Raw genomic sequence first — 23992 nt, forward strand, 5'->3', positions numbered from 1 at the left:
AACAGACATGGGTAGCATGCATCCCGTACAGGTGATCGCCGTGACCGGCGGCAAAGGTGGCGTCGGCAAGACTAACGTTTCAGTGAACTTGTCCCTGGCGCTGGCCGAGCTTGGCCGCAGGGTCATGCTGCTGGACGCCGACCTGGGCCTGGCCAATGTCGACGTGTTGCTGGGCCTTACCCCCAAACGTACCCTGGCCGATGTCATCGAAGGGCGCTGCGAGCTGCGTGATGTGATGCTGCAGGGCCCTGGCGGTGTGCGCATCGTGCCGGCAGCGTCGGGTACCCAGAGCATGGTGCACCTGGCCCCGGCCCAGCATGCCGGGCTGATCCAGGCGTTCAGTGAAATCGGCGACAACCTCGATGTGCTGGTGATCGATACCGCTGCGGGTATCGGCGAGTCGGTGGTCAGTTTCGTTCGCGCCGCCCAGGAAGTCCTGCTGGTGGTGTGCGATGAGCCTACCTCGATCACCGACGCTTACGCCCTGATCAAGCTGCTCAACCGCGACTACGGCATGAACCGTTTCCGTGTGTTGGCCAACATGGCGCAGAGCCCGCAAGAAGGGCGCAACCTGTTCGCCAAGCTGACCAAAGTCACCGACCGCTTCCTTGACGTTGCCCTGCAGTACGTGGGCGCCGTGCCGTACGACGAGTGCGTGCGCAAGGCGGTGCAGAAACAGCGCGCCGTCTACGAAGCCTTCCCTCGCTCCAAGTGTGCGCTGGCCTTCAAGGCGATTGCGCAAAAGGTCGACAGCTGGCCGCTGCCGGCCAACCCGCGCGGCCACCTGGAGTTCTTTGTCGAGCGTCTGGTGCAACCCACCAGCGCGGGACCCGTGCTATGAACGCCAGCGGCTTCAAGATGTACAGCCGGGCGGCGAAAGACGCCCAGTACGAGCTGATCGAACGCTACGCCCCGCTGGTCAAGCGCATCGCTTACCACTTGTTGGCGCGCTTGCCGGCCAACGTCCAGGTCGAGGACCTGATCCAGGCCGGCATGATCGGCCTGCTGGAAGTGGCCAACAAGTACGACGCCAGCAAGGGCGCCAGCTTTGAAACCTACGCCGGCATCCGCATCCGCGGGGCCATGCTGGACGAAGTGCGCAAAGGCGATTGGGCGCCGCGTTCGGTACACCGCAACACTCGTATGGTCAGTGACGCAATGCGTGCGGTTGAGGCTAGAACTGGCCGTGACGCTAAAGATCATGAAGTTGCTGCCGAACTCCAATTGAGTCTCGATGATTACTACGGGATCTTGAACGATACCCTGGGCAGCCGCCTGTTCAGCTTCGACGACCTGTTGCAGGACGGCGAGCACGAAGGGCTGCATGAGGATGGCGCCAGTGGCCAGGTCGAACCTGCGCGTGGCCTGGAAGACGAGCGCTTCCAGGTTGCCCTGACCGAGGCGATCGCCAACCTGCCGGAGCGTGAGCGCCTGGTGCTGGCGCTGTACTACGACGAAGAGCTGAACCTCAAGGAAATCGGCGAGGTACTGGGTGTCAGCGAGTCGCGGGTCAGCCAGTTGCACAGCCAGTGTGCCGCGCGCCTGCGCAGCCGCCTGGGGGAATGGCGGGCACGTTGAGCCCGCTTTCGTTGCAGTCGTTTTCCACGTTGTACCGAATTGAATGAGTGCGTGCTCGGTAGGCCGAGCGCGTTTGAGACTGCTTGGAGGTCTAATTGGACAAGAACATGAAAATCCTCATCGTTGACGACTTTTCGACGATGCGGCGGATCATCAAGAACCTGTTGCGTGACCTGGGCTTCACCAACACCGAAGAGGCCGATGACGGCACCACGGCGCTGCCGATGCTGGAGAACGGCCACTACGACTTCCTGGTGACCGACTGGAACATGCCGGGCATGTCCGGCATCGACCTGCTGCGTAAAGTGCGTGCCAGCGAAAAGCTGAAAAGCATGCCGGTACTGATGGTGACCGCCGAAGCCAAGCGCGACCAGATCATCGAAGCGGCCCAGGCCGGCGTCAATGGTTACGTGGTCAAGCCGTTCACCGCTCAGGTGCTCAAAGAAAAGATCGAGAAGATCTTCGAACGCGTCAACGGCTGAGTCACGTCAGGGGGCGCGCCATGGATTCATCACAAACCTCTTTGGGCGAGTTCGAATCGACCCTGAAGAAGCATGCCCAGGAGTTGGTCGAAAGCCTGGAGCGGGGCCGTTTCGGCGAGGCGGTGCAGCTGATTCACGAGCTGAACCAAACCCGCGATCGCGGCCTGTACCAGGAAGTGGGCAAGCTGACCCGCGAGCTGCACAGCGCCATCGTCAGTTTCCAGATCGACCCGACCATGCCGCAGGCTGAGGAGGTGTCGCAGATTACCGACGCCACCGAGCGCTTGTCGTACGTGGTCAAGCTGACCGAAGGCGCGGCCAACCGCACCATGGACCTGGTCGAGGAAAGCACCCCGGTGCTCAACGACCTGGCAAGCGAGGCCAAGGCCTTGAGTACCGACTGGCAACGCTTCATGCGCCGCGAAGTGGCTGCGCCGGAATTCCGTGACCTGGTCAAGCGTGTCGACAGTTTCCTGACGCACAGCGCCGAAGGTAACCGCAAGGTCGCCGGCCACCTCAACGACATTTTGCTGGCTCAGGACTATCAGGACCTGACCGGCCAGGTGATCAAACGCGTTACCAGCCTGGTAACCGAAGTGGAAAGCAACCTGCTGAAACTGGTGCTGATGGCCAGCCAAGTTGATCGTTTTGCAGGCATTCAGCATGACCACGATCAATTGCGCGCAGAAAAAGATCGAGAAAAACATCCGACTCGGGGTGAAGGTCCGCAGATTCATGCCGATAAGCGTGAAGACGTCGTGTCCGGTCAGGACGATGTCGATGATCTGCTGTCCAGCCTGGGTTTTTAAGGAGCACGTTTGATGAGCTTCGGCGCCGATGAAGAAATCCTCCAGGATTTCCTGGTAGAAGCCGGCGAAATTCTTGAGCAACTGTCCGAGCAACTGGTCGAGCTGGAAAGCCGGCCCGACGATGCCGACCTGCTCAATGCGATCTTTCGCGGTTTCCACACTGTAAAAGGGGGCGCCGGCTTCCTCCAGCTGAACGAGCTGGTGGAGTGCTGCCATATCGCCGAGAACGTGTTCGACGTCCTGCGCAAAGGTGAGCGCCGGGTCGATGCGGAACTGATGGATGTGGTGCTCGAGGCACTGGATACGGTCAACAGCATGTTTGGCCAGGTGCGCGAGCGTGCCGAAGTCACGCCCGCCACCCCTGAGTTGCTGGCCGCGTTGTCGCGCCTGGCCGAACCTGGTGGGGCCGAAGCTGTTGCAGCGCCGGCGCCCGTTGCCGAGGTGGCGGTTGCGGAGCCGGCAGAGGCCGAGGAGCAACAGCAGGACATCACCGACAGCGAGTTCGAGCAGCTGCTCGATTCGCTCGATGCGGTCAAGGCGCAAGCGGCGGCCGATGAACAGATGCAGGGCGAGGCCGTCAGTGGTGCCGGTGACGAAATCACCGACGCCGAGTTCGAATCGCTGCTCGACCAGTTGCACGGCAAAGGCCAGTTCAGTGCCGAGGTTGCTGTGCCGCCGGCTGCCGTCAGCGCCGAAGCGCTCAGTGACGAAATCACCGACGCCGAATTCGAATCGCTGCTCGACCAGCTGCATGGCAAGGGTACTTTCCAGGCTGACGCCTTGCCTGCCGTCAAGGCGCCGGCGCCTGCCGTGGCCGACAACAGCGCCACCAGCGATGAAATCAGCGAGCACGAGTTCGAGGCCCTGCTGGACCAGTTGCATGGCAAGGGCAAGTTCGGTGGTGACGTTGCCGCTGTCGAGACGCCGGCTGCGGCCAAGGTGCAAGCGCCGGCTGCCGCCAAGGCCACCAGCCAGCCGGTGGCCAAGCCCGCCGCCGCGCCAGCGCCGGCCAGCAAACCTGCCGCAGCACCGCGCGCACCGGCGCCGACCGCCGACAAGCATGCCGTCAGCGAAGCGGAAACCACCGTGCGCGTCGATACCGCACGCCTGGACGAGATCATGAACATGGTCGGCGAACTGGTGCTGGTGCGTAACCGCCTGGTGCGCCTGGGCCTGAACAGCGGTGACGAGGCCATGTCCAAGGCCGTGTCCAACCTCGATGTGGTCACCGCCGACCTGCAGACCGCGGTGATGAAAACCCGCATGCAGCCGATCAAGAAAGTCTTCGGCCGCTTCCCACGGCTGGTTCGCGACCTGGCTCGCCAACTGAAGAAAGAGATCAACCTGGAGCTGGTCGGCGAAGAGACCGACCTGGACAAGAACCTGGTCGAGGCCCTGGCCGACCCGCTGGTGCACTTGGTGCGCAACGCTGTCGACCACGGTATCGAGATGCCCGATGAGCGTGAAGCTTCCGGCAAGGCGCGCACTGGCCGCGTAGTGCTGTCGGCCGAACAGGAAGGCGACCACATCCTGTTGTCGATCTCGGACGACGGCAAGGGCATGGACCCCAACATCCTGCGTGCCAAGGCCGTGGAAAAGGGCCTGATGGACAAGGACGCCGCCGAGCGGTTGAGCGAGTCGGACTGCTACAACCTGATCTTCGCCCCAGGCTTCTCGACCAAGACTGAGATTTCCGACGTGTCCGGCCGTGGCGTGGGCATGGACGTGGTGAAGACCAAGATTTCCCAGCTCAACGGTTCGATCAACATCTTCTCGGCCAAGGGCCAGGGCTCGAAGATCGTCATCAAGGTGCCGCTGACCCTGGCGATCATGCCCACCCTGATGGTGATGCTGGGCAACCAGGCGTTTGCCTTCCCGCTGGTCAACGTCAATGAGATCTTCCACCTCGACCTGTCGCGCACCAACGTGGTCGACGGCCAGGAAGTGGTGATCGTGCGCGACAAGGCGCTGCCGCTGTTCTACCTCAAGCGCTGGCTGGTCCAGGGCCAGGTGCACGAAGAGCAGCACGAGGGCCATGTGGTGATCCTGTCGGTCGGCACCCAACGCATCGGCTTTGTCGTCGATCAACTGGTGGGCCAGGAAGAAGTGGTAATCAAGCCACTGGGCAAGATGCTGCAGGGCACCCCGGGCATGTCCGGGGCCACCATCACTGGCGACGGTCGCATTGCGTTGATTCTCGACGTCCCGAGCATGCTCAAGCGTTACGCCGCGCGGCGTATTTGATTTCGGTGGCGCACCCTGGCGGGTTGCGCCGCCTAATGGAGTGTTTATGGCAGTCAAGGTCCTGGTGGTGGATGATTCCGGTTTCTTCCGCCGCCGCGTCTCGGAAATCCTCTCGGCGGATCCGACGATCCAGGTAGTGGGTACCGCGACCAACGGCAAGGAAGCAATCGACCAGGCGCTGGCGCTCAAGCCCGATGTCATCACCATGGACTACGAAATGCCCATGATGGATGGCATCACTGCTGTGCGGCACATCATGCAGCGCTGCCCGACGCCCGTATTGATGTTCTCGTCGTTGACCCATGAGGGCGCCCGCGTGACCCTTGACGCGCTGGACGCCGGCGCGGTGGATTACCTGCCGAAAAACTTCGAAGACATCTCGCGCAACCCCGACAAGGTCAAGCAACTGCTGTGCGAAAAGGTGCATACCATTTCCCGCAGCAACCGCCGTATTGGCAGCTATGCCAGAACGGCCCCGGTCGCCGCGCCTGCGCCTGCCAGTAGCCACGCGCCCGCCAGCACCTTCACCAGCCCGGCGCAGGCGCGCCCGGCTGTGCCTGCCCGTGCAGCGGCCCCGGCCCCGGCGGCCACGCACTCGCCAGCGCCCAAGCGCAAGCCCTACAAACTGGTGGCTATCGGCACCTCCACGGGTGGCCCAGTGGCCCTGCAGCGGGTATTGACCCAATTGCCGGCCAATTTCCCGGCGCCGATCGTGCTGATCCAGCACATGCCGGCGGCCTTCACCAAGGCCTTTGCCGAGCGCCTGGACAAGCTGTGCCGCATCAGCGTCAAGGAGGCCGAGGACGGCGACATGCTGCGCCCTGGCCTGGCCCTGCTGGCCCCTGGTGGCAAGCAGATGATGATCGATGGCCGTGGCACGGTGAAGATCCTGCCCGGTGACGAGCGCCTGAACTACAAACCCTGCGTGGACATCACGTTCGGTTCGGCGGCCAAGTCGTATGGTGACAAGGTGTTGTCGGTGGTGCTCACCGGCATGGGCGCCGATGGCCGCGAAGGCGCGCGCCTGCTCAAGCAGGGGGGCAGCACGGTGTGGGCCCAGGATGAAGCCAGCTGCGTGATTTATGGCATGCCCATGGCCATCGTCAAGGCCAACCTGGCCGATGCGGTGTACAGCCTGGACGAAATCGGCAAGCACCTGGTGGAGGCGTGCGTCTGATGGATGTCCTCAGCCTGATCGGCCTGATCCTCGCGTTTGTTGCCATCGTCGGGGGCAACTTCCTCGAAGGCGGCCATGTCGGTGCCCTGATCAATGGCCCGGCGGCACTGATCGTGCTGGGCGGCACCCTGGCGGCGGCGTTGCTGCAGTCGCCACTGTCGTCGTTCAAGCGCGCCTTGCAGATTTTGCGCTGGATTCTCTTTCCGCCACGGGTTGACCTGGCGGGCGGTATCGATCGCGTGGTGAACTGGAGCTTGACCGCGCGCAAGGAAGGCCTGCTCGGCCTGGAAAGCGTGGCCGACAGCGAGCCCGACCCGTATGCGCGCAAGGGCCTGCAGCTGCTGGTGGATGGCGCCGAGCCAGAAGCCATCCGCAGCATTCTTGAAGTCGACTTTCTGACCCAGGAAGCCCGTGACATCCAGGCTGCCAAGGTGTTCGAGAGCATGGGCGGCTACGCGCCAACCATCGGCATCATCGGTGCGGTGATGGGCCTTATCCACGTGATGGGCAACCTGGCTGACCCGTCCCAGCTGGGCAACGGTATTGCCGTGGCCTTCGTCGCCACTATCTACGGCGTGGCCAGCGCCAACCTGATCCTGCTGCCGATTGCCAACAAGCTCAAGGCCAACGTGATGCGCCAGTCGCGCTACCGCGAGATGCTGCTCGAAGGCTTGTTGTCGATTGCCGAGGGTGAAAACCCGCGCTCGATCGAGCTGAAGCTGCAAGGCTTCATGGAGTAACCATGCGTCGCCGTCGTCATACCGAGGAACACGAAAACCACGAGCGCTGGTTGGTGTCTTACGCCGACTTCATTACTTTGCTATTCGCCTTTTTCGTGGTGATGTACTCGATTTCCTCGATCAACGAGGGCAAGTACAAGGTTATTTCCCAGGCCTTGCTTGGTGTCTTCAATGACCCCGAGCGCAGCATGAAGCCGATCCCCATTGGCGATGAACAGCCATTGAGCGTGCGCCCGGCAGAGCCACTGGTGAAAGACAGCGAGCAGACCGAGGCGGGCCTGGCCGCGACCAATGTCGACCCGTTGAAAACCATCAGCGATGATGTGCGCGACGCTTTTGGCGACCTGATCAACAGTAACCAGATGACCGTGCGTGGCAACGAGCTGTGGATCGAGATCGAGTTGAATTCGTCGCTGTTGTTCGGCAGTGGCGATGCCATGCCCAGTGACAAGGCGTTTGCGATCATCGACAAGGTGGCCAACATTCTCAAGCCGTTCGCCAACCCGGTGCACGTCGAAGGCTTCACCGACAACCTGCCGATCCGCACCGCGCAGTACCCGACCAACTGGGAGCTGTCGTCGGCGCGGGCGGCAAGCATCGTGCGTCTGCTGGCCATGGAAGGGGTCAACCCGGCGCGCATGGCCTCGGTTGGCTATGGCGAGTACCAGCCGGTGGCCAGCAACGACACCGCTGACGGCCGCGCACGCAACCGTCGGGTGGTGCTGGTGATTTCCCGCAACCTCGAAGTGCGCCGCAGCCTGACTGGTTCGGGCAGTGCCAATGCCACGCCGGATGCCGCATTGCGCCGGGCTGGCACACAAAGTGCACCGGCAACGCCAGCAACGGTGGCGGGGCAGTAACTCGTCAATTCTCTGTCACCGCTTGACTTGTGGAAGCTGGCTTGCCGGCAAGCCAGCTTCCACGGGTCTCCGGTGTAATGAATGAGTCAAGAGTCGTCCTATGAGAGTCTGGGCAGTAGCCAATCAAAAAGGTGGCGTGGGCAAGACCACCACTACCATCGCCCTGGCCGGCCTGCTGGCCGAGGCCGGCAAGCGCGTGGTCGTCGTCGACCTCGACCCGCATGGCTCGATGACCAGCTATTTCGGGCACAACCCGGATGCCTTGGAGCACAGCTGCTACGACCTGTTCCTGAACAAGGGCGCGGTGCCTGAGGGCTTGCCTGGGCAACTGCTGCTGCCCACCAGCGACGAGCGCATTTCGCTGTTGCCGTCGAGTACCGCGCTGGCGGTGCTGGAGCGCCAGTCGCCGGGGCAGAATGGCTTGGGCCTGGTCATCGCCAAGAGTCTGGCGCAGCTGTGGCAGGATTTCGACTTTGCCCTGATCGACAGCCCCCCTTTGCTGGGCGTGCTGATGGTCAATGCCTTGGCCGCCAGCCAGCAACTGGTGATTCCGGTGCAAACCGAATTCCTGGCGGTGAAGGGCCTGGAGCGAATGGTCGGGACCTTGGCCATGGTCAACCGTTCGCGCAAGCAGGCGCTGCCGTACCAGATCGTGCCGACTTTGTTCGACCGCCGTACCCAGGCTTCGCTGGGCACGCTCAAGCAGTTGCGCGATAGCTATGGCCAGCAGGTGTGGCAGGGCTACATTCCTGTCGATACGCGCCTGCGCGATGCCAGCCGCAAAGGCGTCACTCCGTCGCAGTTCGACAGCAAGAGCCGTGGGCTGATTGCCTACCGGGCGCTGCTCAAGCACCTGCTGACCTACAAGCCTTCAGTGCAGGTGGCCTGATGACCCAGATTCGGCACACCAGCACCCGGCCACAGATGGCCCTGCAGTCATACCTCGACGGCCTGCTGCAGGAGGCCACCGAGGCCGAAGACCTGAGCGAGCCGCCGGCGGCGGATGAGTTCGCCGAGGCGGTGCGTGAGGAGCAGGTACGCGATGCCCGGCCGCTGGCCCAGCCTGAACCTGCTGAAGCCACCGTCAGCATTGCTTCGCGGCCGTTCGCTGAACCCAGATTGGCGGTTTTGCCCAGCGTAATGCCGGTGGAAGCGCCGGTGGTGGCGGTGGTCGAGCAGGCGGTGGTGGCCGAAGCCGCTATCCCGGTGCTGGTCGAAGAGCAAGCCGTGGAACCGGCTGTACCGCTGGTCGATGTGCACCTGCCAGCACCCAACCTGCCTCTGCCCCCGGCCACCGTCGACGGTCGCCCGGTGTGGGCGGCCGAGCCGTTCGAATGCCTGCTGTTCGATGTTGCCGGCCTGACTTTGGCGGTGCCGTTGGTGTGCCTGGGCTCGATCTACACCTTGGCGGGCCAGGAGCTGACGCCCCTGTTCGGTCAACCCGACTGGTTCCTCGGCATCCTGACTTGCCAGGCAGGCAACCTGAAGGTATTGGACACCGCGCGCTGGGTAATGCCCGACCGCTACCGCGATGACTTTCGCCAGGGCCTGCAATACGTGATTTCCGTACAAGGCTACGAATGGGGGCTGGCGGTGCACCAGGTCAGCCGCTCGCTGCGCCTGGACCCGTCCGAGATCAAGTGGCGCAGCCAGCGTGGTCAGCGCCCGTGGCTGGCCGGTACCGTGATCGAACACATGTGTGCACTGCTCGACGTCGCCGCACTGGCCGAGTTGATCGCCAGTGGCGCGGTCAAGCAGATGCATGCCAAACAGAAATGACACCGAACACACCGCCAACGGCGGATTTTGAGGGTAGGGGAATGAAAAAGTCGTCTGCACAAGGTTCTGAAGATCCGATCCTGCAGTGGGTTACCTTCCGTCTGGACAACGAGTCCTACGGCATCAACGTGATGCAGGTGCAGGAAGTGCTGCGCTACACCGAGATTGCCCCGGTGCCGGGCGCGCCAAGCTATGTGCTGGGTATCATCAACCTGCGCGGCAATGTGGTGACGGTGATCGACACCCGTCAGCGTTTTGGCCTGATGCCGACTGAAGTCACCGACAATACCCGTATCGTCATCATCGAGGCTGACAAGCAGGTGGTCGGCATTCTGGTGGACAGCGTGGCCGAAGTGGTTTACCTGCGCCAGTCCGAAATCGAGACCGCGCCGAACGTGGGTAACGAAGAGTCGGCCAAGTTCATCCAGGGTGTGTGCAACAAGAATGGCGAACTGCTGATTCTGGTCGAGCTGGACAAGATGATGACCGAGGAAGAATGGTCCGAGCTGGAGAACATCTGAGTTGATTCTACAGGTTGCTGTCATCTTCCTGGCGCTGGTCTGGGCGCTGAGCCTGTGGTTCTTCCTCAACTACAGCAAGCGCCAGCGCGAGCTGGCTGCGCAGCAGGCCGAGGGCGACGCGCTGCGTGACCAGCGCATCAAGGACTTGGCCAAGCGCCTGGACGACTACCAGAACGGCACCGTGCGCATGGGCGAAGCGCTGCACGAGCTGAGCGTGACGATGGCCCCGCTGCCCGACAAGATCCAGCAACTGGAGCAGCGCGACCCCAACAACGTCACGTTTTCTCAGGCGGCCAAGCTGGTGGGGATGGGCGCCAGCGTGGCCGAGCTGACCGAAAGCTGCGGCCTGACCCAGGCCGAGGCGGAATTGATGAGCAAGCTGCATCGCAGCGGCTGATCAAACGGGCGGCCCAGGCCGCCCGTTTCGTTCAGGGGTGTTGCCGCCTTGGCATTCAGGTAGTGGCCCAGGAATGCATGCCGCCCACTTTGGCCACGCGGGAAAGTGGTGTGCGCTGGAGCTGTAAAGCCTTGAAAGCTTCCAGGTCTACGTACAGGAAGCTGTTGATGCGCGGCATCATGTACAGGTTGTGAATCTGACGCATGCAATAGAGATCTGGAAGAGCCCGGTCTATCACGGCATTGAGCATGCCGGGGCCGCACAACTCGCTTAGCCGGTTGGCATAGCGGTAGAAACCCGCGGGGTCATCTGCCAACGTGGGGCGCAGCTGATAAAAGTCCGCGTTGACCAGGTAGCGGGCACGCATCTCTTCGCAAATCGTCAACAGTATTGGGTTACCGGCGTGGCTGCCAATCATGCTGGTATTGAACAGCGTGTTCATGCCCAGCTTCTCGTTCTGCATGGGCGGGTACAACAACAACCCGTCATCGGTGGTGACCAGGGCAACGGTATCGATGGCCGCTGTGTTCTGGGAGGTGCCGGCAGCAGTGCCTAGCAGCTGGTCATCGACGTCCATGTACAACCCGCCTTCGGCGTGCAGCATCGGGTAGCGCAACACATCCGACGCTGAGGAAAAGTTGGTGGCTACACCGCCATTGCCATCGATTGCCGCTTGATACTGGGCAAAGTACGGGCTTTGTTCGAAGGCTTTGAAGAATGCCTGGTCTTCCAGGGGCAACACTTGCAACCCAGGTACTTTTGCATCCAGGTTGCGCAGGTTCTGCGCATAGGCCTCGGGGTTTGCTTTAGACAGGAATAACCGATAACGGTAAGCGCTATCGCGCAGCAATCCTGCATTGTTCGCCAGTGTATCCAGCAACGTGTCGCCAAGGGGTTTATCGCCAACCCACAGTGACGAAATGAGCTTGGGGATGGGGTGAGCGCCTTGGACGATCGGGGCCGGTAGCTGTATGGGAAATTGCACATCGATACCCAGTGCACGCAGGGATGCCATGCGCATCTGGTCGGTGACGTTACGGCCTTCGGGGTTGGCGATGCGTACGTTGCCGGTCCCGGGCTCGGCCTCGTAGTAAACCGGTGCTACCTCGTTGGTGCCTTCAATGGTGATGAACAAATCGGTTTCCATGTCATACACAAGGTCGAGTTCCTCCACGTAGCCGGGTACCTCTTCCAAGTAACCGACAAGCTGATCCGTATCACCGTTGTACTTGGGATAGCGCCGTACCGAATTGGCCACTTCGGCATCAGCACCTTCCAGCGGCGCTATGTGCGCGGGGTGGTGGAAATAGGGCGCTACCTCCACTTCCGGTAAATGGGGCGGGCTTACGGGGCTCAGTGGGTATCCCCATTGCTCATTGATTTTGCGCGGGAGAACGAAGCCGTCCTCCTGAAAGCGGAACAGTGCAGTGCCTTTGACCATGACTTCAGCGGCCAAGGGGGTCGCATTCAAGAGCCCATAAGCGATATTGCCCACCCCTTGCTGCTTGTGGCGCAAGGTTTTCCCATTGATGGCCTGGTCCAGGCCAAGGGCAAGCTGTGTTATTCCGCCCAGTGCAAGCAGGGGAGCAAGCCCAGGCACCACGAATGTCAACGGCGCCACAAGATTCAGGGTGCTATTCAGGTAGCTGGCCCATCTGGATTTGTTTACCTGCGCATTGCTGGTGATGATGAAGTCGGCATCGTCGTAGCAACGTTGGCGCTGCCGCTCAGCCATGGCCTGAAACAGGTCGCCGGTAATGTCGGGGTTGTACTTGTCCGGACGGTAATTGACATAGGTACGCGGCGGCCATTTGCCGTCATCGTTGAAAAAGCCATGTTCCGCTGGCAGACGGTGGTAGAGCGGGTAGACACCCAGGCCTTCCAGCGCAGTGTCCAGGCCACTGAAATCGATGCCCTGCGGGCCGTCGGCCAAGCGGAAATGTTGTTTGAGCGCCTGGCGCCCGGCTGCGTCTCTACACCGTTCACCCATCCAGTCTTTCAATAGATTTTCGCTGGCGAACTCAAGTATTGGCGAACTGTTACCTGGTGCGTAGAGCAGGCTCAGGTCGGTCTTGCCATCGTTGATGTAGAGCAAATCGGTAGCGGCATAGCCGTAGATGCTCAGGGTGCTCAAGCGTAAACGTTTGCCGCGCGGAATCAGCTCGGCGGCGCGCCAGGCCAGTTTGCGTGCGGCATCGCTCAGGCTGCCTTCTGCGACCTGTTTGTTGCAGGCAGCGATGAAGTTGAGCTTGCAGCACAGTCGATAGTCCGCCAGGTGTTTGTGCCAGTAGGTATCGAGCGACGCCCTGTAACGGGTGTGGAAGTCCAGTGCTTCTATATGTGCTTGCAGTGCTTCGGCGTGGATGTCGAGCAGTGTCGAGTGATCGTAACGGGCGGGCGTGGTGCGCCTGAACAGGCCATTGAACACTTGATACCAGGCGCCATTATCGTAAATGGGTTGTGGGGGTAAGTGATCGACCAGCGTGATCGGGCCATCTTCCGGCAGCTTGCCGGCCCACGGTTCTCTGAATAACCCGCCGAAGAAATTGTTGTTGGATTCGCCTTGCCAATTCGTCAGTACCGCCTGGGTAAGGCTGATACGTTGGACGACCACAGCTTGGTAGCTGGCGAAGCCATGGGGGTGAACATGCAGCGTGACAACATCGATCAGGTCAGGGTCAAGGTTCACACCCTGCCTGGTTAGCCAATCGGCAATTGCCCGTTTGGCCTCGTGGTCAGGACGGGGAAGGATAGCCAGATGATCGCGAACCCTTTGTACGCCGGCAGCATTGATGTGCGGGGTGGTCATGTCGGTCTCCGTGGTTTGGGAAACCCACAGCATTGATCGACTGATCGACAGGGGAGCGGTAGATAGTGCTGAGCCAGAGACTCAAGCCGGCGGGCCAGGCAGAAGCGGGAGCACCTCGGTCACGTCACGCTCACCTTTTGATGAAGTGTCGAAGCCGTAGGGGACTTTGCCGCGTAACTGCCAGGCAAATGCAATGATCTCGGCAATGGTCAGGTACAACGCCTCTGGTATTTGCTCGCCCAGTTCCAGGCGTGCAAGCAGCCTCACCAGTTCGGCGTTTTCATAGATCGGCACCTCGTGCTCGCGGGCCAGGGCCAGGATGGCTTCGGCCAGCGCATCATCACCCTTGGCGCTGAGGGTAGGGGCCTGCTGGCCATCGTAGTTCAGGGCAATGGCTTGGCGTGTGTGCTTCTGACTCATGCGTTTTCATCCACCCAGCGTTGTTCTACCCGCGTACGCGGGCCTTGTGGCGGCGTGCCGGGGTGGCATTCCAGGTCGCCAACATCCAGGCCTCGTGCCAGCAGGCGCTCGCGCAGGGCACCGAGCTGGGTATCGATCAGCCGCGCGGTTGGCTCGCGCTCTGCCCACAGTTGCCCGCTCAGGCGGCCCTGGCTCAATTGTGCCTGCACCTGCATGGGCCCCAGTGGTGAAAGGTCGAAAGCCAGCTCGATACGCCACAGGGCTTGCAGCGGGTCTTGCGCTTCATGTTGGCGGTCGGCCTGCTGTTGCGGGGTTTCTTCGCGTTGCAGTTTGACCTGCAGCGGGATGAATTCCTGGCCGTGGCGGATCGGCACTTCCGTTTGCCAGGTGGTCTGCAGGTTGCCGTTTTCCAGCGTGCCGGTTTGTTGCAGGCTGCTCATGGCGTGGTTCTGCAGGCGTGAAACGGCAGCTGCAGCCAGGCGCAGCAGCTGTTGCAGGTCGCCTTCGTCCTCCAGGGCCTTGAGCAGGCGCGTGGGCAGCGGAAATGCCCCCGGCTGCGGTTTGGGGCTGACCCGTTCGAGCATGCCCAGGGCGCTGCGTGCCAGCGCCGGCATGGTCACGGCAAGGCTGGCGGGGGCCAGGTTGATGGTGCCCGTCGGGAGGGCCGGGGCCTGGCCGACCAGCCGCAGCAAGTGTGCCTTGAGGTCGGTGGCGACGCTGGCGGGGAAACCGCCCAGCAGTTTTGCTTCGAAGAAAGCACCGCTGTTGTTAAGGGCCTGGGCCACGCCCTTGGCATCGCCCAGTTGCCGGGCATCCGGCAGGCCGGCCAGCAGGCGTTCGGCGCTGGCGCGCAGGTCGCCATCGGCGCCAGGGTCGCGGGTAAGCTGTTGCAGCGCGTTGAGCAGGCCGGGCAGCGAGGCCTGGCGGTTTTGCTGGGTAAGCAACTGCTGGGCAATGCTGAGTTGGTCCTGCCTGCCGCTAAGCGGCACGAAACGCAGCGACTGGTCACCCTGCACCAGCGCGCTGAGCAGGCTGCCAATGGCCAGCGGACGCGGGCTGTCGATGCTCAGGGTGGCGCCGGCCTGGGCGCTGTTGAGCAGGCTGACCAGCGCCCGGTAGACTGCCGGTTGGCCGGGTGCCTGAGCCAGTGCCTGGTTGGTCAGCACCTTGCCTTGCAGCAGGGTGCCGACCGGCACTTTGCTGGTATCGAGGTGGGTAAGGGTGGCGACCTGGCTGGCGCTCGCCTGTTGCAGCATGATCGCCAGGCGGTTGCTTTCGGTTTGGCTGACCGTGACCTGGCTGCCTTGGGGCAGAGGTTGGCTGGCGTTGGCCTGCAGTTGGGTCTGCACACCGTTGGCCTGGATCAGGCGCAGCACCAGCTGAAACTCCTGGCCGGTTTGGCGCAACGACACGACTTCGGCCTGCGCGGTCTCGCCGGGGGCCAACAGGCCGGGCTGAGCCTGGATCAGGCGCAGCAGTTCGCCGGTCATGCCGGCCTTCATGGCTTGGCTGTTGAGCGCGGTTTGTGCGCCGAGACTATTGATTTCAGTCATGATTGTATACAACCTGTCGAGCCCGGCCTCTTGGCAGCGCGGCGGCGCGTGTAATAATGCCGAGCGCCCGTGGTTGCCAGTATAACGGCAGCGCGCCGGGTGACTTGAGACACAAGGGCTTCGGGCCGGCGTCGCCGGCGCGAAGCCCTACAAAGATAAGGCGAAACCGTGACCCTTCACCTCCAAGCCGCGGGCCTGGCCTGCGAGCGCGACTGGCGCCTGCTGTTCGAACAGCTCGATTTCGAGCTGGGCGCCGGCGACATGCTGCAGATCAGCGGCCCCAACGGCAGCGGCAAGACCAGCCTGCTGCGGCTGCTGGCCGGGCTGATGCAGCCGACCGCCGGGCAGATCCTGCTGGGCGGCAAGCCACTGGCCGAACAGCGCCATGCCCTGGCCAGCATTCTGCTGTGGATTGGCCATGCCGCCGGCATCAAGGACCTGCTCACCGCCGAGGAAAACCTTACCTGGCTGTGCGCCCTGCATCAGCCGGCCAGCCGCGAAGCGATCTGGGCGGCGCTGGAGGCTGTCGGCTTGCGCGGTTTCGAAGATGTACCCTGCCATACCCTGTCGGCCGGCCAGCAGCGCCGCGTGGCCCTGGCCCGGTTGCACCTGGCTTGCCCGCCGCTGTGGATTCTCGACGAACCCTTCACTGCGCTCGACAAGCAAGGTGTGGCGCAGCTGGAAGCTCACCTGGCGGCCCACTGCGAGCAGGGCGGCACGGTGGTACTGACCACCCACCACACGCTGGAACGCAAGCCCTCCGGTTACCGTGAACTGAACCTGGGGCAATGGGCGGCATGAGTGTGTTCATTTTGTTGCTGCGCCGCGAAGCGCGCCTGCTGTTCCGTCGCCCGGCCGAGCTGGCCAACCCGCTGGTGTTTTTCGCCATCGTCGTAGCCTTGTTCCCGCTGGCGGTCGGCCCGGAAAGCCAATTGTTGCAAACTTTGTCGCCGGGCTTGGTCTGGGTGGCAGCATTGCTGGCGGTGCTACTGTCACTGGACGGCCTGTTTCGCAGCGATTTCGAAGACGGCTCGCTGGAGCAATGGGTGCTGTCGCCACACCCGCTGGCATTGCTGGTGCTGGCCAAGGTGCTGGCGCACTGGATCTTTTCCGGGCTGGCGCTGGTATTGTTGGCGCCGTTGCTGGCGCTGATGCTGGGGCTGCCGAGCCATTGCCTGCCGGTGCTACTTGGGTCTCTGCTGTTGGGCACGCCGGTATTGAGCCTGCTGGGTGCGGTAGGCGCGGCGCTGACAGTCGGCCTTAAGCGCGGTGGTTTGTTACTGGCGTTGCTGATTCTGCCGTTGTATATCCCTGTATTGATCCTGGGCAGTGGTGCGTTGCAAGCGGCGTTGCAAAATATGCCGGCAACCGGCCACCTGCTCTGGCTCGCCAGCCTCACGGCACTGGCCGTGACCCTGGCACCCTTTGCGATAGCGGCCGGCCTGAAGATCAGCGTCGGCGAATAACGAGTCCCGGGCTCTCAAGCCCGGCAAATACCCTGGATGTACCCTGATGAAAATAAGCTGGACGTGGTTCCACAAGCTGGGCTCCCCGAAATGGTTCTATGCCATCAGCGGCCGCATGCTGCCATGGCTGGCCGGCGCTGCCGTGCTCCTGCTGCTGGTCGGTATCACCTGGGGCCTGGCCTTCGCTCCCCAGGACTACCAGCAAGGCAACAGCTTCCGCATCATCTATATCCACGTGCCGGCGGCGATGCTGGCACAGTCCTGCTACGTGCTGCTGGCAGTGGCCGGGGTGGTGGGGCTGGTGTGGAAGATGAAACTGGCCGACGTCGCCCTGCAATGCGCCGCGCCCATCGGCGCCTGGATGACCGCCGTGGCGCTGGTGACCGGCGCCATCTGGGGCAAGCCGACCTGGGGCAGCTGGTGGGTGTGGGATGCCCGCCTTACGTCCATGCTCATCCTGCTGTTCCTGTACTTCGGCATTATTGCGCTGGGCCAGGCGATCAGTAATCGTGACAGTGCGGCCAAGGCCTGCGCGGTGCTGGCGATCGTCGGCGTGGTGAACATCCCGATCATCAAGTATTCGGTGGAGTGGTGGAACACCCTGCACCAGGGCGCCACCTTCACCCTCACCGAAAAACCGGCGATGCCTGCAGAAATGTGGCTGCCGCTGCTGTGCACGGCGCTGGGCTTCTATTGCTTCTTCGGCGCCGTGCTGTTGCTGCGCATGCGCCTTGAAGTGCTCAAGCGCGAGGCACGCGCCAGTTGGGTCAAGGATGAAGTGTTGAACAGCCTGGGGCGGAGGGCCGCACAATGAGCTTTGCCACCTTCGGTGACTTTCTCGCCATGGGCCACCATGGCCTGTACGTGTGGTCGGCCTATGGCATCTGCCTGGCGGTGCTGGCGCTGAATGTCGCCGCGCCACTGCTGGCTCGCCGTCGCTACCTGCAAGAAGAGGCGCGCCGTTTGCGCCGGGAGAACAACCAGTGAATCCGCAGCGCAAGAAACGCCTGTTGCTCATCGTCGGCCTGCTGGTCGGCGTCGGGGTTGCCGTCGGCTTTGCCTTGAGCGCATTGCAGCAGAACATCAACCTGTTCTACACACCGACCCAGATCGCCAACGGCGAAGCACCGCTGGACACGCGCATCCGCGCTGGCGGCATGGTCGAGAAAGGCTCGGTGCAACGTTCGTCCGACTCACTGGACGTGCGCTTCGTGGTCACCGACTTCAACAAGTCGGTGCCGATCACCTACCGTGGCATCCTGCCCGACCTGTTCCGTGAAGGGCAGGGCATTGTCGCCCTTGGCAAGGTCAACGCCGACGGCGTGGTGGTGGCCGATGAAGTGCTGGCCAAGCACGACGAGAAGTACATGCCGCCCGAGGTGAGCAAAGCCCTGAAAGAAAGCGGCCAGGCCGCCACGGGCGGGGAGGCCAAGCCATGAACGCCGCGTTGGTGATCCCCGAACTGGGCCAGTTGGCGATGATCCTGGCCATTTGCTTTGCCGCTGTGCAGGCCAGTGTGCCGCTGCTCGGTGCCTGGCGTGGCGACAGCCTATGGATGAGCCTGGCACGGCCGGCGGCGTGGGGGCAGTTTGCCTTCCTGGCGTTCGCCTTCGCCTGCCTGACCCATGCCTTCATGACCGATAACTTCTCGGTCGCCTATGTAGCCAGCAACTCCAACAGCGCCTTGCCCTGGTACTACAAGTTCAGCGCGGTGTGGGGTGCCCACGAAGGCTCGTTGCTGTTGTGGGCATTGATCCTCGGCGGCTGGACCTTTGCCGTGTCGGTGTTTTCGCGGCAGTTGCCGCAGGTGATGCTGGCCCGCGTGCTGGCGGTCATGGGCATGATCAGCGTGGGCTTCCTGAGCTTCCTGATCATTACCTCCAACCCGTTCCAGCGCCTGCTGCCGCAGGTGCCGACCGATGGCCGTGACCTCAACCCGCTGTTGCAGGACTTTGGCCTGATCGTTCACCCGCCGATGCTGTACATGGGCTACGTGGGCTTTTCGGTGGCCTTCGCCTTCGCCATTGCCGCCTTGCTCGGCGGCCGCCTCGACGCCGCCTGGGCGCGCTGGTCGCGGCCGTGGACCATCGTCGCCTGGGCCTTCCTTGGCGTGGGTATCACCCTGGGCTCGTGGTGGGCCTACTACGAGCTGGGCTGGGGCGGCTGGTGGTTCTGGGACCCGGTGGAAAACGCCTCGTTCATGCCTTGGCTGGTGGGTACGGCGCTGATCCACTCGCTTGCAGTGACCGAAAAGCGCGGGGTGTTCAAGAGCTGGACCGTGCTGCTGGCAATTGCCGCATTCTCGCTGAGCCTGTTGGGTACCTTCCTGGTGCGCTCGGGCGTGCTGACCTCGGTGCACGCATTTGCCGCCGACCCGTCGCGGGGCATTTTCATCCTGATTTTCCTGCTGTTCGTGGTCGGTGGTTCGCTCACCCTGTTCGCCCTGCGCGCACCGGTGGTCAAGAGCCAGGTCGGGTTCGCCCTGTGGTCGCGGGAAACGCTGCTGTTGGCCAACAACCTGGTACTGGTGGTGGCGGCTTCGATGATTCTGCTCGGCACCCTGTACCCGCTGGTACTCGATGCGTTGACGGGGGCCAAGCTGTCGGTCGGCCCGCCGTACTTCGATGCCTTGTTCCTGCCGCTGATGGCGCTGCTGATGGTAGTGCTGAGCATTGGCGTGGTCGTGCGCTGGAAGGACACCCCGGGCAAATGGCTGGTCAGCATGATGACCCCGGTGCTGATCGGCAGCGCCATCCTTGCCCCGGTTGCCGGCTTCATCGTCGACGACTTCGACTGGCCGACCCTGACGGCCTTCGCCCTGGCTGCCTGGGTGGTGCTCGGCGGGCTGCGTGACATTCTCGACAAGACCCGCCACAAGGGCCTGGTCAAGGGGCTGCCCGGCCTGGGCCGCAGCTACTGGGGCATGCAACTGGCGCACCTGGGCCTGGCGGTGTGCGCGCTGGGCGTGGTGCTGTCGAGCAACAACAGCGCCGAACGCGACCTGCGCATGGCGCCGGGCGAAAGCGTGGAGCTGGGTGGTTACCACTTCCTGTTCCAGGGCGCCAAGCACTTCGAAGGGCCGAACTTCATCTCTGACAAGGGCACCATCGTGGTCAGCCGCAATGGCCGTGAGGTGACCACCTTGCACCCAGAGAAGCGCCTGTACACCGTGCAGCAGTCGATGATGACCGAAGCAGGCATCGACGCTGGCTTTACCCGCGACCTGTACGTCGCCCTTGGCGAGCCGCTGGAGAACGGCGCCTGGGCCGTGCGTGTGCATATCAAGCCTTATGTCCGCTGGATCTGGCTGGGCGGTCTGTTGACCGGCCTGGGCGGGTTGCTGGCGGCCCTCGACCGGCGCTACCGCGTCAAGGTCAAGACCCGGGTACGCGATGCCCTGGGCGTGTCTGGAGCAGCTGCATGAAGCGTTGGATCATGGTAGTCCCCCTGGCGGTGTTTCTGCTGGTGGCGGTGTTCCTCTACAAGGGGTTGTTCCTCAAGCCCGACGAGTTGCCCTCGGCAATGATCGGCAAACCGTTCCCGGTGTTTTCCCTGGCCTCGACTCAGGGCGACCGTACGCTGACCCAGGCTGACTTGCAGGGGCGCCCGGCGTTGGTCAACGTGTGGGCCACCTGGTGCCCGTCGTGCAAGGTCGAGCACCCGTACCTGAACCAGCTGGCCCAGCAGGGTGTGGTGATCCACGGGGTCAACTACAAGGACGACAATGCCGCCGCGCAGAAATGGCTGGCCGAGTTCCACAACCCCTACCAGCTGGATATCCGTGACGAGCAAGGCAGCCTGGGCCTGGACCTGGGGGTGTACGGCGCGCCTGAAACCTTCCTGATCGATGCCAAGGGCATCATCCGTTACAAGCACGTGGGCATTGTCGATGCCACCGTATGGCGTGAGCAGCTGGCGCCGCTGTACCAAGGCCTGGTCGACGAGGCCAAGCCATGAAGCGTTGGCTGGCAGCTGCCGTACTGGGCATGAGCCTGGCCGGCGTGGCCAAGGCGGCCATCGACACCTACCAGTTTCGCGACGAGGCCGAGCGCGAGCGCTACCAGCAATTGACCAAGGAACTGCGCTGCCCCAAGTGCCAGAACCAGGACATTGCCGACTCCAACGCACCGATTGCCGCTGACCTGCGCCGGGAAATCTTCCGCATGCTTGGTGAAGGCCAGAGCAACCAGCAGATCGTCGACTTCATGGTCGACCGCTATGGCGACTTCGTGCGCTACAAGCCTGCGCTGAGCGGGCGTACCTGGCTGCTGTGGTTCGGCCCGGGGATTTTGCTGGCCGGTGGCTTCGTGGTGTTGGCGGTGATCGTTCGCCGGCGCCGTGGTGCGGCTGTGCAGGGCGCCAATGAGTTGTCTGCCGAAGAACGCGAGCGTCTCGCCAAACTGCTGGAAAAAGAACAGACCCATGATTGAATTCTGGCTTAGCGCGGGCCTGCTGCTGCTCGCTGCCCTCAGCTTTTTGCTGATCCCGATCCTGCGTGGCCGTCGTCGCCAGCAGGAAGAAGACCGCACGGCCCTGAACGTGGCCCTGTACCAGGAGCGTATTGCCGAACTGGCTGCCCAGCAGGCTGCCGGTGTGCTCGACGAGGCGCAGTTGACCAAGGGCCGTGACGAGGCAGCCCGCGAGCTGCTGGCCGACACCGAGGGCGCCGAGGCCCCACGCCAGGGCCATCTTGGCAAGGCCCTGCCGCTGCTGGCTGCCGTGCTGGTACCGCTGATGGCGCTGGGGTTGTACCTGCACTTCGGTGCAGCCGACAAGGTGGCGCTGACCCAGGAATTCGCCGAGGCGCCGAAGTCGATGGAAGAAATGACCACACGCCTGGAGCGTGTGGTGCAGGCTCAGCCGGATTCGGCCGAGGCCCTGTATTTCCTCGGTCGGGCCTACATGGCCGAGCAGCGCCCGGCCGATGCCGCGCGTACCTTCGAGCGAGCAGTGGCGCTGGCGGGTCGCCAGCCCGAACTGCTCGGGCAGTGGGCCCAGGCCTTGTACTTCGCCGCCGACAAGCAGTGGAGCCCGCAGGTACAGGCGCTGACGGACGAAGCGCTGAAGGCCGACCCCAATGAGGTCACCAGCCTGGGCCTGCGCGGTATCGCTGCCTTCGAAGGTGAGCGCTATCAGGAAGCCATAGACTACTGGAAGCGCTTGCTGGCGCAGTTGCCGGAGGGGGATACATCGCGCGCGGCCCTGCAGGGCGGTATCGACCGCGCCGCCGAGCGGCTGGGCGCAGCGCCAGCACAGGCTGCCGAGCCTGCGCCTGTGGCGGCTCGCCTGAAAGTACGTGTGGAACTGGCGGCGGCGCTTAAGGACAAGGTCAAGCCGGACGACACGGTGTTCATTTTCGCGCGCGCCAGCAATGGCCCACCGATGCCGCTGGCAGCCAAGCGGGTGACCGTGGCGCAGTTGCCGATCGAAGTGGAATTGTCGGATGCTGACGCAATGATGCCGCAGATGAAACTGTCGCAATTTGCCGAAGTCCAACTGGTTGCACGTGTTTCGCGCGCTGGCCAGCCTACTCACGGCGAGTGGATTGGCCAGGGCGTACCGCTGCCAAGCGCTACTCAGGCCACCCAGCGCCTGACCATCGACAGCCCCGACCAGTAAGAGAGCAATCCCATGCACAGCACCGTCCGCCTGACCCTGATTACCCTGGCCCTGGGTTTGTCTGCGTGTACGGTGCATCAGCCGTATGAGCAGCCCGCGCCACCGATCGAGCGTTTGCCGCCGCAGGGGCCGGTGGTCAAGCCGTTGCCGGGCGGGCAGCCCTCTACTCAGCCGAGCAAGCCGGCGGCGATACCCAAGCCAATGCCGCGCACCTCGGCCAGTTTTGCGCCACCGCCTGGTGGGGCCAGCCACTGGGACCCCAAGCTTGGGGTATATGTATTGGAGAAACAGCCCAATACCTTTTACCGGCAGCGCACCTACTACCGGTTTGACAATGGCTGGAGCTGGTCGCTGAGCCCGAATGGGCCTTGGCAGGAAACTGACAGCAGTGGTGTGCCAGGCGGATTAGGGCGCGCGTTCGGCCAGTGAATGGGTATGGCCGGCACCATCAGCGTGATTTTTTTCCTGATAGGCTGGCCTAGTCATGGTGCATGACTCCGTTGGCTGCGTGCATTCAGCTGCAAGGTGCCAGACCGGATGGGCATGCTGGCACAGGTGAAGCTTTTCTGTTGTCGTCTGATATGTAATCGAAATGGGCGTCCTGGCTGCTGAGACTTGGCAGGGTGAGCCGGATCAGTGGAACATCGATTCCTGTCTTGGCGAGAAAACGTCGCTTGATGTCTTGGGCTTCGGCCAAACCACTGGCACTGTCTTTCAAATAGAAGAATGCTTGTATGGGTAAGCCGCCATCCACATCGTCCGTCCATGACTTGATGACAATTTCGTTCTGCTGGGTGAACAGCGTTTCGGCCAAGCTGCCGGTGCTCTTTGCCTGCAGCGCTTGGTAAAACGACGGGCCGGCATGATCATTGGCGCTGTCACGCACATTGAAGCCACATAAGCGCTGGCTCACGCCCCCAACGTCCCGATAGTGATTCTGCCAGTCGCTGGCGGTGAGAATACCGCTCTCGTGGCATGGCTTGCTGACAGCGAATCCCGGGGTTGCGCCACATCCGTGATCGGGCCTGTCGTTCGTCCAGCCGTCGATAACGAATGCACAGAATACCTCCAGTTTTATCTTGTCGGGGGGTATGTCAAAAATGGGGTAAAAAATGAAGCCATTTGTCAGCGCGTAGGCCAATCGAGCGAATTTGGCATCTTTGCGTAAGTAGGAAAATGACACGCCGTCTTTTTGTTGTGCGGCTGGGCTGGCATCCCAAGGATCGTAGCTGGTTGAATACGTAGTTGCCCGAAGTATTACGCCACTACAGAGAAATGAAGGGATACTGGTATTCCCACAATTCTGCCGATCATCGATATACCTGGCGTTCAAGGCCTGAGCCGTTGCCGCCCCATCCACTGGCGTGTGTTGATAGGGTTTGATTTGGGTTTGAGTGCATGCCGTCAAGGTCAATGCTACAAGGAGGAGTGTCAGTGTTTTCATTTATGAAGACTCACTTGTCGAAGTTAATGCCTGTCGATTGAAGGGCTCATTGGTCTGGGTGTTGCGGAGGTTTTCGATAGTTGCTGACAAGCGA

At 62.5% G+C, this 23992-nt stretch carries 26 protein-coding genes; 22 read left to right on the forward strand and 4 right to left on the reverse strand.

Annotation, left to right across the window (positions count from 1 at the left end; translation table 11 throughout):
- The first annotated feature begins 7 nt into the window (after window positions 1-7).
- From fleN to Q9451_RS10710, 12 genes are all read left to right on the forward strand, one after another.
- On the forward strand, window positions 8-841 hold the full coding sequence (gene fleN, locus Q9451_RS10655) for a flagellar synthesis regulator FleN (protein WP_012273492.1): 834 nt from the start codon (window positions 8-10) through the stop codon (window positions 839-841).
- Complete coding sequence (gene fliA, locus Q9451_RS10660; protein ID WP_012273491.1) at window positions 838-1578, forward strand: RNA polymerase sigma factor FliA; 741 nt, start codon at window positions 838-840, stop codon at window positions 1576-1578. The genes fleN and fliA overlap by 4 nt, the downstream gene beginning before the upstream one ends.
- 107 nt (window positions 1579-1685) lie before the next feature.
- Window positions 1686-2060 carry a chemotaxis response regulator CheY gene (locus Q9451_RS10665; RefSeq protein WP_171577279.1) on the forward strand — a complete coding sequence of 125 codons (375 nt, stop codon included), beginning with the start codon at window positions 1686-1688 and terminating at the stop codon, window positions 2058-2060.
- Window positions 2061-2080: 20 nt separating this feature from the next.
- Window positions 2081-2869, forward strand: a complete 789-nt coding sequence (locus tag Q9451_RS10670) for a protein phosphatase CheZ (RefSeq protein WP_012273489.1) — start codon at window positions 2081-2083, stop codon at window positions 2867-2869.
- 12 nt (window positions 2870-2881) lie between these two features.
- Window positions 2882-5113, forward strand: a complete 2232-nt coding sequence (locus tag Q9451_RS10675) for a chemotaxis protein CheA (RefSeq protein WP_012273488.1) — start codon at window positions 2882-2884, stop codon at window positions 5111-5113.
- Window positions 5114-5159: 46 nt separating this feature from the next.
- A complete protein-coding gene (locus Q9451_RS10680) occupies window positions 5160-6290 on the forward strand; it encodes a chemotaxis response regulator protein-glutamate methylesterase (protein ID WP_012273487.1) in 1131 nt (376 codons plus the stop codon).
- The gene (locus tag Q9451_RS10685) at window positions 6290-7030 is read left to right on the forward strand and encodes a flagellar motor protein (protein ID WP_012273486.1); all 741 of its coding nucleotides are present in this window, start codon (window positions 6290-6292) and stop codon (window positions 7028-7030) included. The genes Q9451_RS10680 and Q9451_RS10685 overlap by 1 nt, the downstream gene beginning before the upstream one ends.
- A 2-nt stretch (window positions 7031-7032) precedes the next feature.
- A complete protein-coding gene (gene motD / locus Q9451_RS10690) occupies window positions 7033-7890 on the forward strand; it encodes a flagellar motor protein MotD (RefSeq protein ID WP_012273485.1) in 858 nt (285 codons plus the stop codon).
- A gap of 100 nt (window positions 7891-7990) precedes the next feature.
- Window positions 7991-8779, forward strand: coding sequence for an AAA family ATPase (locus Q9451_RS10695; protein WP_012273484.1), 789 nt, complete (start codon window positions 7991-7993; stop codon window positions 8777-8779).
- Window positions 8779-9669 carry a CheW domain-containing protein gene (locus Q9451_RS10700; protein WP_012273483.1) on the forward strand — a complete coding sequence of 297 codons (891 nt, stop codon included), beginning with the start codon at window positions 8779-8781 and terminating at the stop codon, window positions 9667-9669. The genes Q9451_RS10695 and Q9451_RS10700 overlap by 1 nt, the downstream gene beginning before the upstream one ends.
- 41 nt (window positions 9670-9710) lie before the next feature.
- Window positions 9711-10190: a chemotaxis protein CheW gene (locus Q9451_RS10705; protein WP_003254393.1), complete on the forward strand. Its 480-nt coding sequence runs from the start codon at window positions 9711-9713 to the stop codon at window positions 10188-10190.
- Window position 10191: 1 nt separating this feature from the next.
- On the forward strand, window positions 10192-10587 hold the full coding sequence (locus Q9451_RS10710) for a DUF2802 domain-containing protein (RefSeq protein ID WP_012273482.1): 396 nt from the start codon (window positions 10192-10194) through the stop codon (window positions 10585-10587).
- Between the two features lie 55 nt (window positions 10588-10642).
- Here the strand turns inward: Q9451_RS10710 and Q9451_RS10715 are convergent, their stop codons facing one another.
- The 3 genes from Q9451_RS10715 to Q9451_RS10725 form a co-directional block, all read right to left on the reverse strand.
- On the reverse strand, window positions 10643-13396 hold the full coding sequence (locus Q9451_RS10715) for a DUF6543 domain-containing protein (protein WP_012273481.1): 2754 nt from the start codon (window positions 13394-13396) through the stop codon (window positions 10643-10645).
- Window positions 13397-13477: 81 nt separating this feature from the next.
- The gene (locus Q9451_RS10720) at window positions 13478-13816 is read right to left on the reverse strand and encodes an EscU/YscU/HrcU family type III secretion system export apparatus switch protein (protein WP_012273480.1); all 339 of its coding nucleotides are present in this window, start codon (window positions 13814-13816) and stop codon (window positions 13478-13480) included.
- Window positions 13813-15369: a flagellar hook-length control protein FliK gene (locus Q9451_RS10725; protein WP_012273479.1), complete on the reverse strand. Its 1557-nt coding sequence runs from the start codon at window positions 15367-15369 to the stop codon at window positions 13813-13815. The genes Q9451_RS10720 and Q9451_RS10725 overlap by 4 nt, the downstream gene beginning before the upstream one ends.
- Window positions 15370-15537: 168 nt before the next feature.
- On the opposite strand from Q9451_RS10725, the gene ccmA reads away from it, so the two are divergent.
- From ccmA to Q9451_RS10775, 10 genes are read left to right on the forward strand one after another with little or no spacing between them, the layout of a single operon-like run.
- Window positions 15538-16170 (forward strand): cytochrome c biogenesis heme-transporting ATPase CcmA, encoded by a 633-nt coding sequence (gene ccmA, locus Q9451_RS10730; RefSeq protein ID WP_012273478.1) that lies wholly within the window; start codon window positions 15538-15540, stop codon window positions 16168-16170.
- Window positions 16167-16835, forward strand: a complete 669-nt coding sequence (gene ccmB, locus Q9451_RS10735) for a heme exporter protein CcmB (protein ID WP_012273477.1) — start codon at window positions 16167-16169, stop codon at window positions 16833-16835. Before ccmA ends, ccmB begins: the two co-directional genes overlap by 4 nt.
- Window positions 16836-16881: 46 nt before the next feature.
- Window positions 16882-17649, forward strand: coding sequence for a heme ABC transporter permease (locus Q9451_RS10740; RefSeq protein ID WP_012273476.1), 768 nt, complete (start codon window positions 16882-16884; stop codon window positions 17647-17649).
- The gene (gene ccmD / locus Q9451_RS10745) at window positions 17646-17822 is read left to right on the forward strand and encodes a heme exporter protein CcmD (protein ID WP_012273475.1); all 177 of its coding nucleotides are present in this window, start codon (window positions 17646-17648) and stop codon (window positions 17820-17822) included. Before Q9451_RS10740 ends, ccmD begins: the two co-directional genes overlap by 4 nt.
- Window positions 17819-18274, forward strand: coding sequence for a cytochrome c maturation protein CcmE (gene ccmE / locus Q9451_RS10750; protein ID WP_012273474.1), 456 nt, complete (start codon window positions 17819-17821; stop codon window positions 18272-18274). Before ccmD ends, ccmE begins: the two co-directional genes overlap by 4 nt.
- Window positions 18275-18285: 11 nt before the next feature.
- Complete coding sequence (locus Q9451_RS10755) at window positions 18286-20259, forward strand: heme lyase CcmF/NrfE family subunit (RefSeq protein WP_171577282.1); 1974 nt, start codon at window positions 18286-18288, stop codon at window positions 20257-20259.
- A complete protein-coding gene (locus Q9451_RS10760; RefSeq protein WP_012273472.1) occupies window positions 20256-20792 on the forward strand; it encodes a DsbE family thiol:disulfide interchange protein in 537 nt (178 codons plus the stop codon). Before Q9451_RS10755 ends, Q9451_RS10760 begins: the two co-directional genes overlap by 4 nt.
- Window positions 20789-21265: a cytochrome c-type biogenesis protein gene (locus tag Q9451_RS10765; RefSeq protein WP_012273471.1), complete on the forward strand. Its 477-nt coding sequence runs from the start codon at window positions 20789-20791 to the stop codon at window positions 21263-21265. Before Q9451_RS10760 ends, Q9451_RS10765 begins: the two co-directional genes overlap by 4 nt.
- Complete coding sequence (gene ccmI, locus Q9451_RS10770; RefSeq protein WP_012273470.1) at window positions 21258-22454, forward strand: c-type cytochrome biogenesis protein CcmI; 1197 nt, start codon at window positions 21258-21260, stop codon at window positions 22452-22454. The genes Q9451_RS10765 and ccmI overlap by 8 nt, the downstream gene beginning before the upstream one ends.
- A 12-nt stretch (window positions 22455-22466) precedes the next feature.
- Window positions 22467-22883 carry a hypothetical protein gene (locus Q9451_RS10775; protein ID WP_012273469.1) on the forward strand — a complete coding sequence of 139 codons (417 nt, stop codon included), beginning with the start codon at window positions 22467-22469 and terminating at the stop codon, window positions 22881-22883.
- A gap of 85 nt (window positions 22884-22968) precedes the next feature.
- Here the strand turns inward: Q9451_RS10775 and Q9451_RS10780 are convergent, their stop codons facing one another.
- Window positions 22969-23898: a hypothetical protein gene (locus tag Q9451_RS10780; protein ID WP_012273468.1), complete on the reverse strand. Its 930-nt coding sequence runs from the start codon at window positions 23896-23898 to the stop codon at window positions 22969-22971.
- Window positions 23899-23992: the final 94 nt, after the last annotated feature.

Source organism: Pseudomonas sp. NY8896, from assembly GCF_039634505.1.

What these genes read in the sequence shown, in the direction of transcription:
- fleN (WP_012273492.1), top strand. Translation starts at nt 8, where the DNA reads ATGGGTAGCATGCATCCCGTACAGGTGATCGCCGTGACCGGCGGCAAA.
- fliA (WP_012273491.1), top strand. Translation starts at nt 838, where the DNA reads ATGAACGCCAGCGGCTTCAAGATGTACAGCCGGGCGGCGAAAGACGCC.
- Q9451_RS10665 (WP_171577279.1), top strand. Translation starts at nt 1,686, where the DNA reads ATGAAAATCCTCATCGTTGACGACTTTTCGACGATGCGGCGGATCATC.
- Q9451_RS10670 (WP_012273489.1), top strand. Translation starts at nt 2,081, where the DNA reads ATGGATTCATCACAAACCTCTTTGGGCGAGTTCGAATCGACCCTGAAG.
- Q9451_RS10675 (WP_012273488.1), top strand. Translation starts at nt 2,882, where the DNA reads ATGAGCTTCGGCGCCGATGAAGAAATCCTCCAGGATTTCCTGGTAGAA.
- Q9451_RS10680 (WP_012273487.1), top strand. Translation starts at nt 5,160, where the DNA reads ATGGCAGTCAAGGTCCTGGTGGTGGATGATTCCGGTTTCTTCCGCCGC.
- Q9451_RS10685 (WP_012273486.1), top strand. Translation starts at nt 6,290, where the DNA reads ATGGATGTCCTCAGCCTGATCGGCCTGATCCTCGCGTTTGTTGCCATC.
- motD (WP_012273485.1), top strand. Translation starts at nt 7,033, where the DNA reads ATGCGTCGCCGTCGTCATACCGAGGAACACGAAAACCACGAGCGCTGG.
- Q9451_RS10695 (WP_012273484.1), top strand. Translation starts at nt 7,991, where the DNA reads ATGAGAGTCTGGGCAGTAGCCAATCAAAAAGGTGGCGTGGGCAAGACC.
- Q9451_RS10700 (WP_012273483.1), top strand. Translation starts at nt 8,779, where the DNA reads ATGACCCAGATTCGGCACACCAGCACCCGGCCACAGATGGCCCTGCAG.
- Q9451_RS10705 (WP_003254393.1), top strand. Translation starts at nt 9,711, where the DNA reads ATGAAAAAGTCGTCTGCACAAGGTTCTGAAGATCCGATCCTGCAGTGG.
- Q9451_RS10715 (WP_012273481.1), bottom strand. Translation starts at nt 13,396, where the DNA reads ATGACCACCCCGCACATCAATGCTGCCGGCGTACAAAGGGTTCGCGAT.
- Q9451_RS10720 (WP_012273480.1), bottom strand. Translation starts at nt 13,816, where the DNA reads ATGAGTCAGAAGCACACACGCCAAGCCATTGCCCTGAACTACGATGGC.
- Q9451_RS10725 (WP_012273479.1), bottom strand. Translation starts at nt 15,369, where the DNA reads ATGACTGAAATCAATAGTCTCGGCGCACAAACCGCGCTCAACAGCCAA.
- ccmB (WP_012273477.1), top strand. Translation starts at nt 16,167, where the DNA reads ATGAGTGTGTTCATTTTGTTGCTGCGCCGCGAAGCGCGCCTGCTGTTC.
- Q9451_RS10740 (WP_012273476.1), top strand. Translation starts at nt 16,882, where the DNA reads ATGAAAATAAGCTGGACGTGGTTCCACAAGCTGGGCTCCCCGAAATGG.
- ccmD (WP_012273475.1), top strand. Translation starts at nt 17,646, where the DNA reads ATGAGCTTTGCCACCTTCGGTGACTTTCTCGCCATGGGCCACCATGGC.
- Q9451_RS10760 (WP_012273472.1), top strand. Translation starts at nt 20,256, where the DNA reads ATGAAGCGTTGGATCATGGTAGTCCCCCTGGCGGTGTTTCTGCTGGTG.
- Q9451_RS10765 (WP_012273471.1), top strand. Translation starts at nt 20,789, where the DNA reads ATGAAGCGTTGGCTGGCAGCTGCCGTACTGGGCATGAGCCTGGCCGGC.
- ccmI (WP_012273470.1), top strand. Translation starts at nt 21,258, where the DNA reads ATGATTGAATTCTGGCTTAGCGCGGGCCTGCTGCTGCTCGCTGCCCTC.
- Q9451_RS10775 (WP_012273469.1), top strand. Translation starts at nt 22,467, where the DNA reads ATGCACAGCACCGTCCGCCTGACCCTGATTACCCTGGCCCTGGGTTTG.
- Q9451_RS10780 (WP_012273468.1), bottom strand. Translation starts at nt 23,898, where the DNA reads ATGAAAACACTGACACTCCTCCTTGTAGCATTGACCTTGACGGCATGC.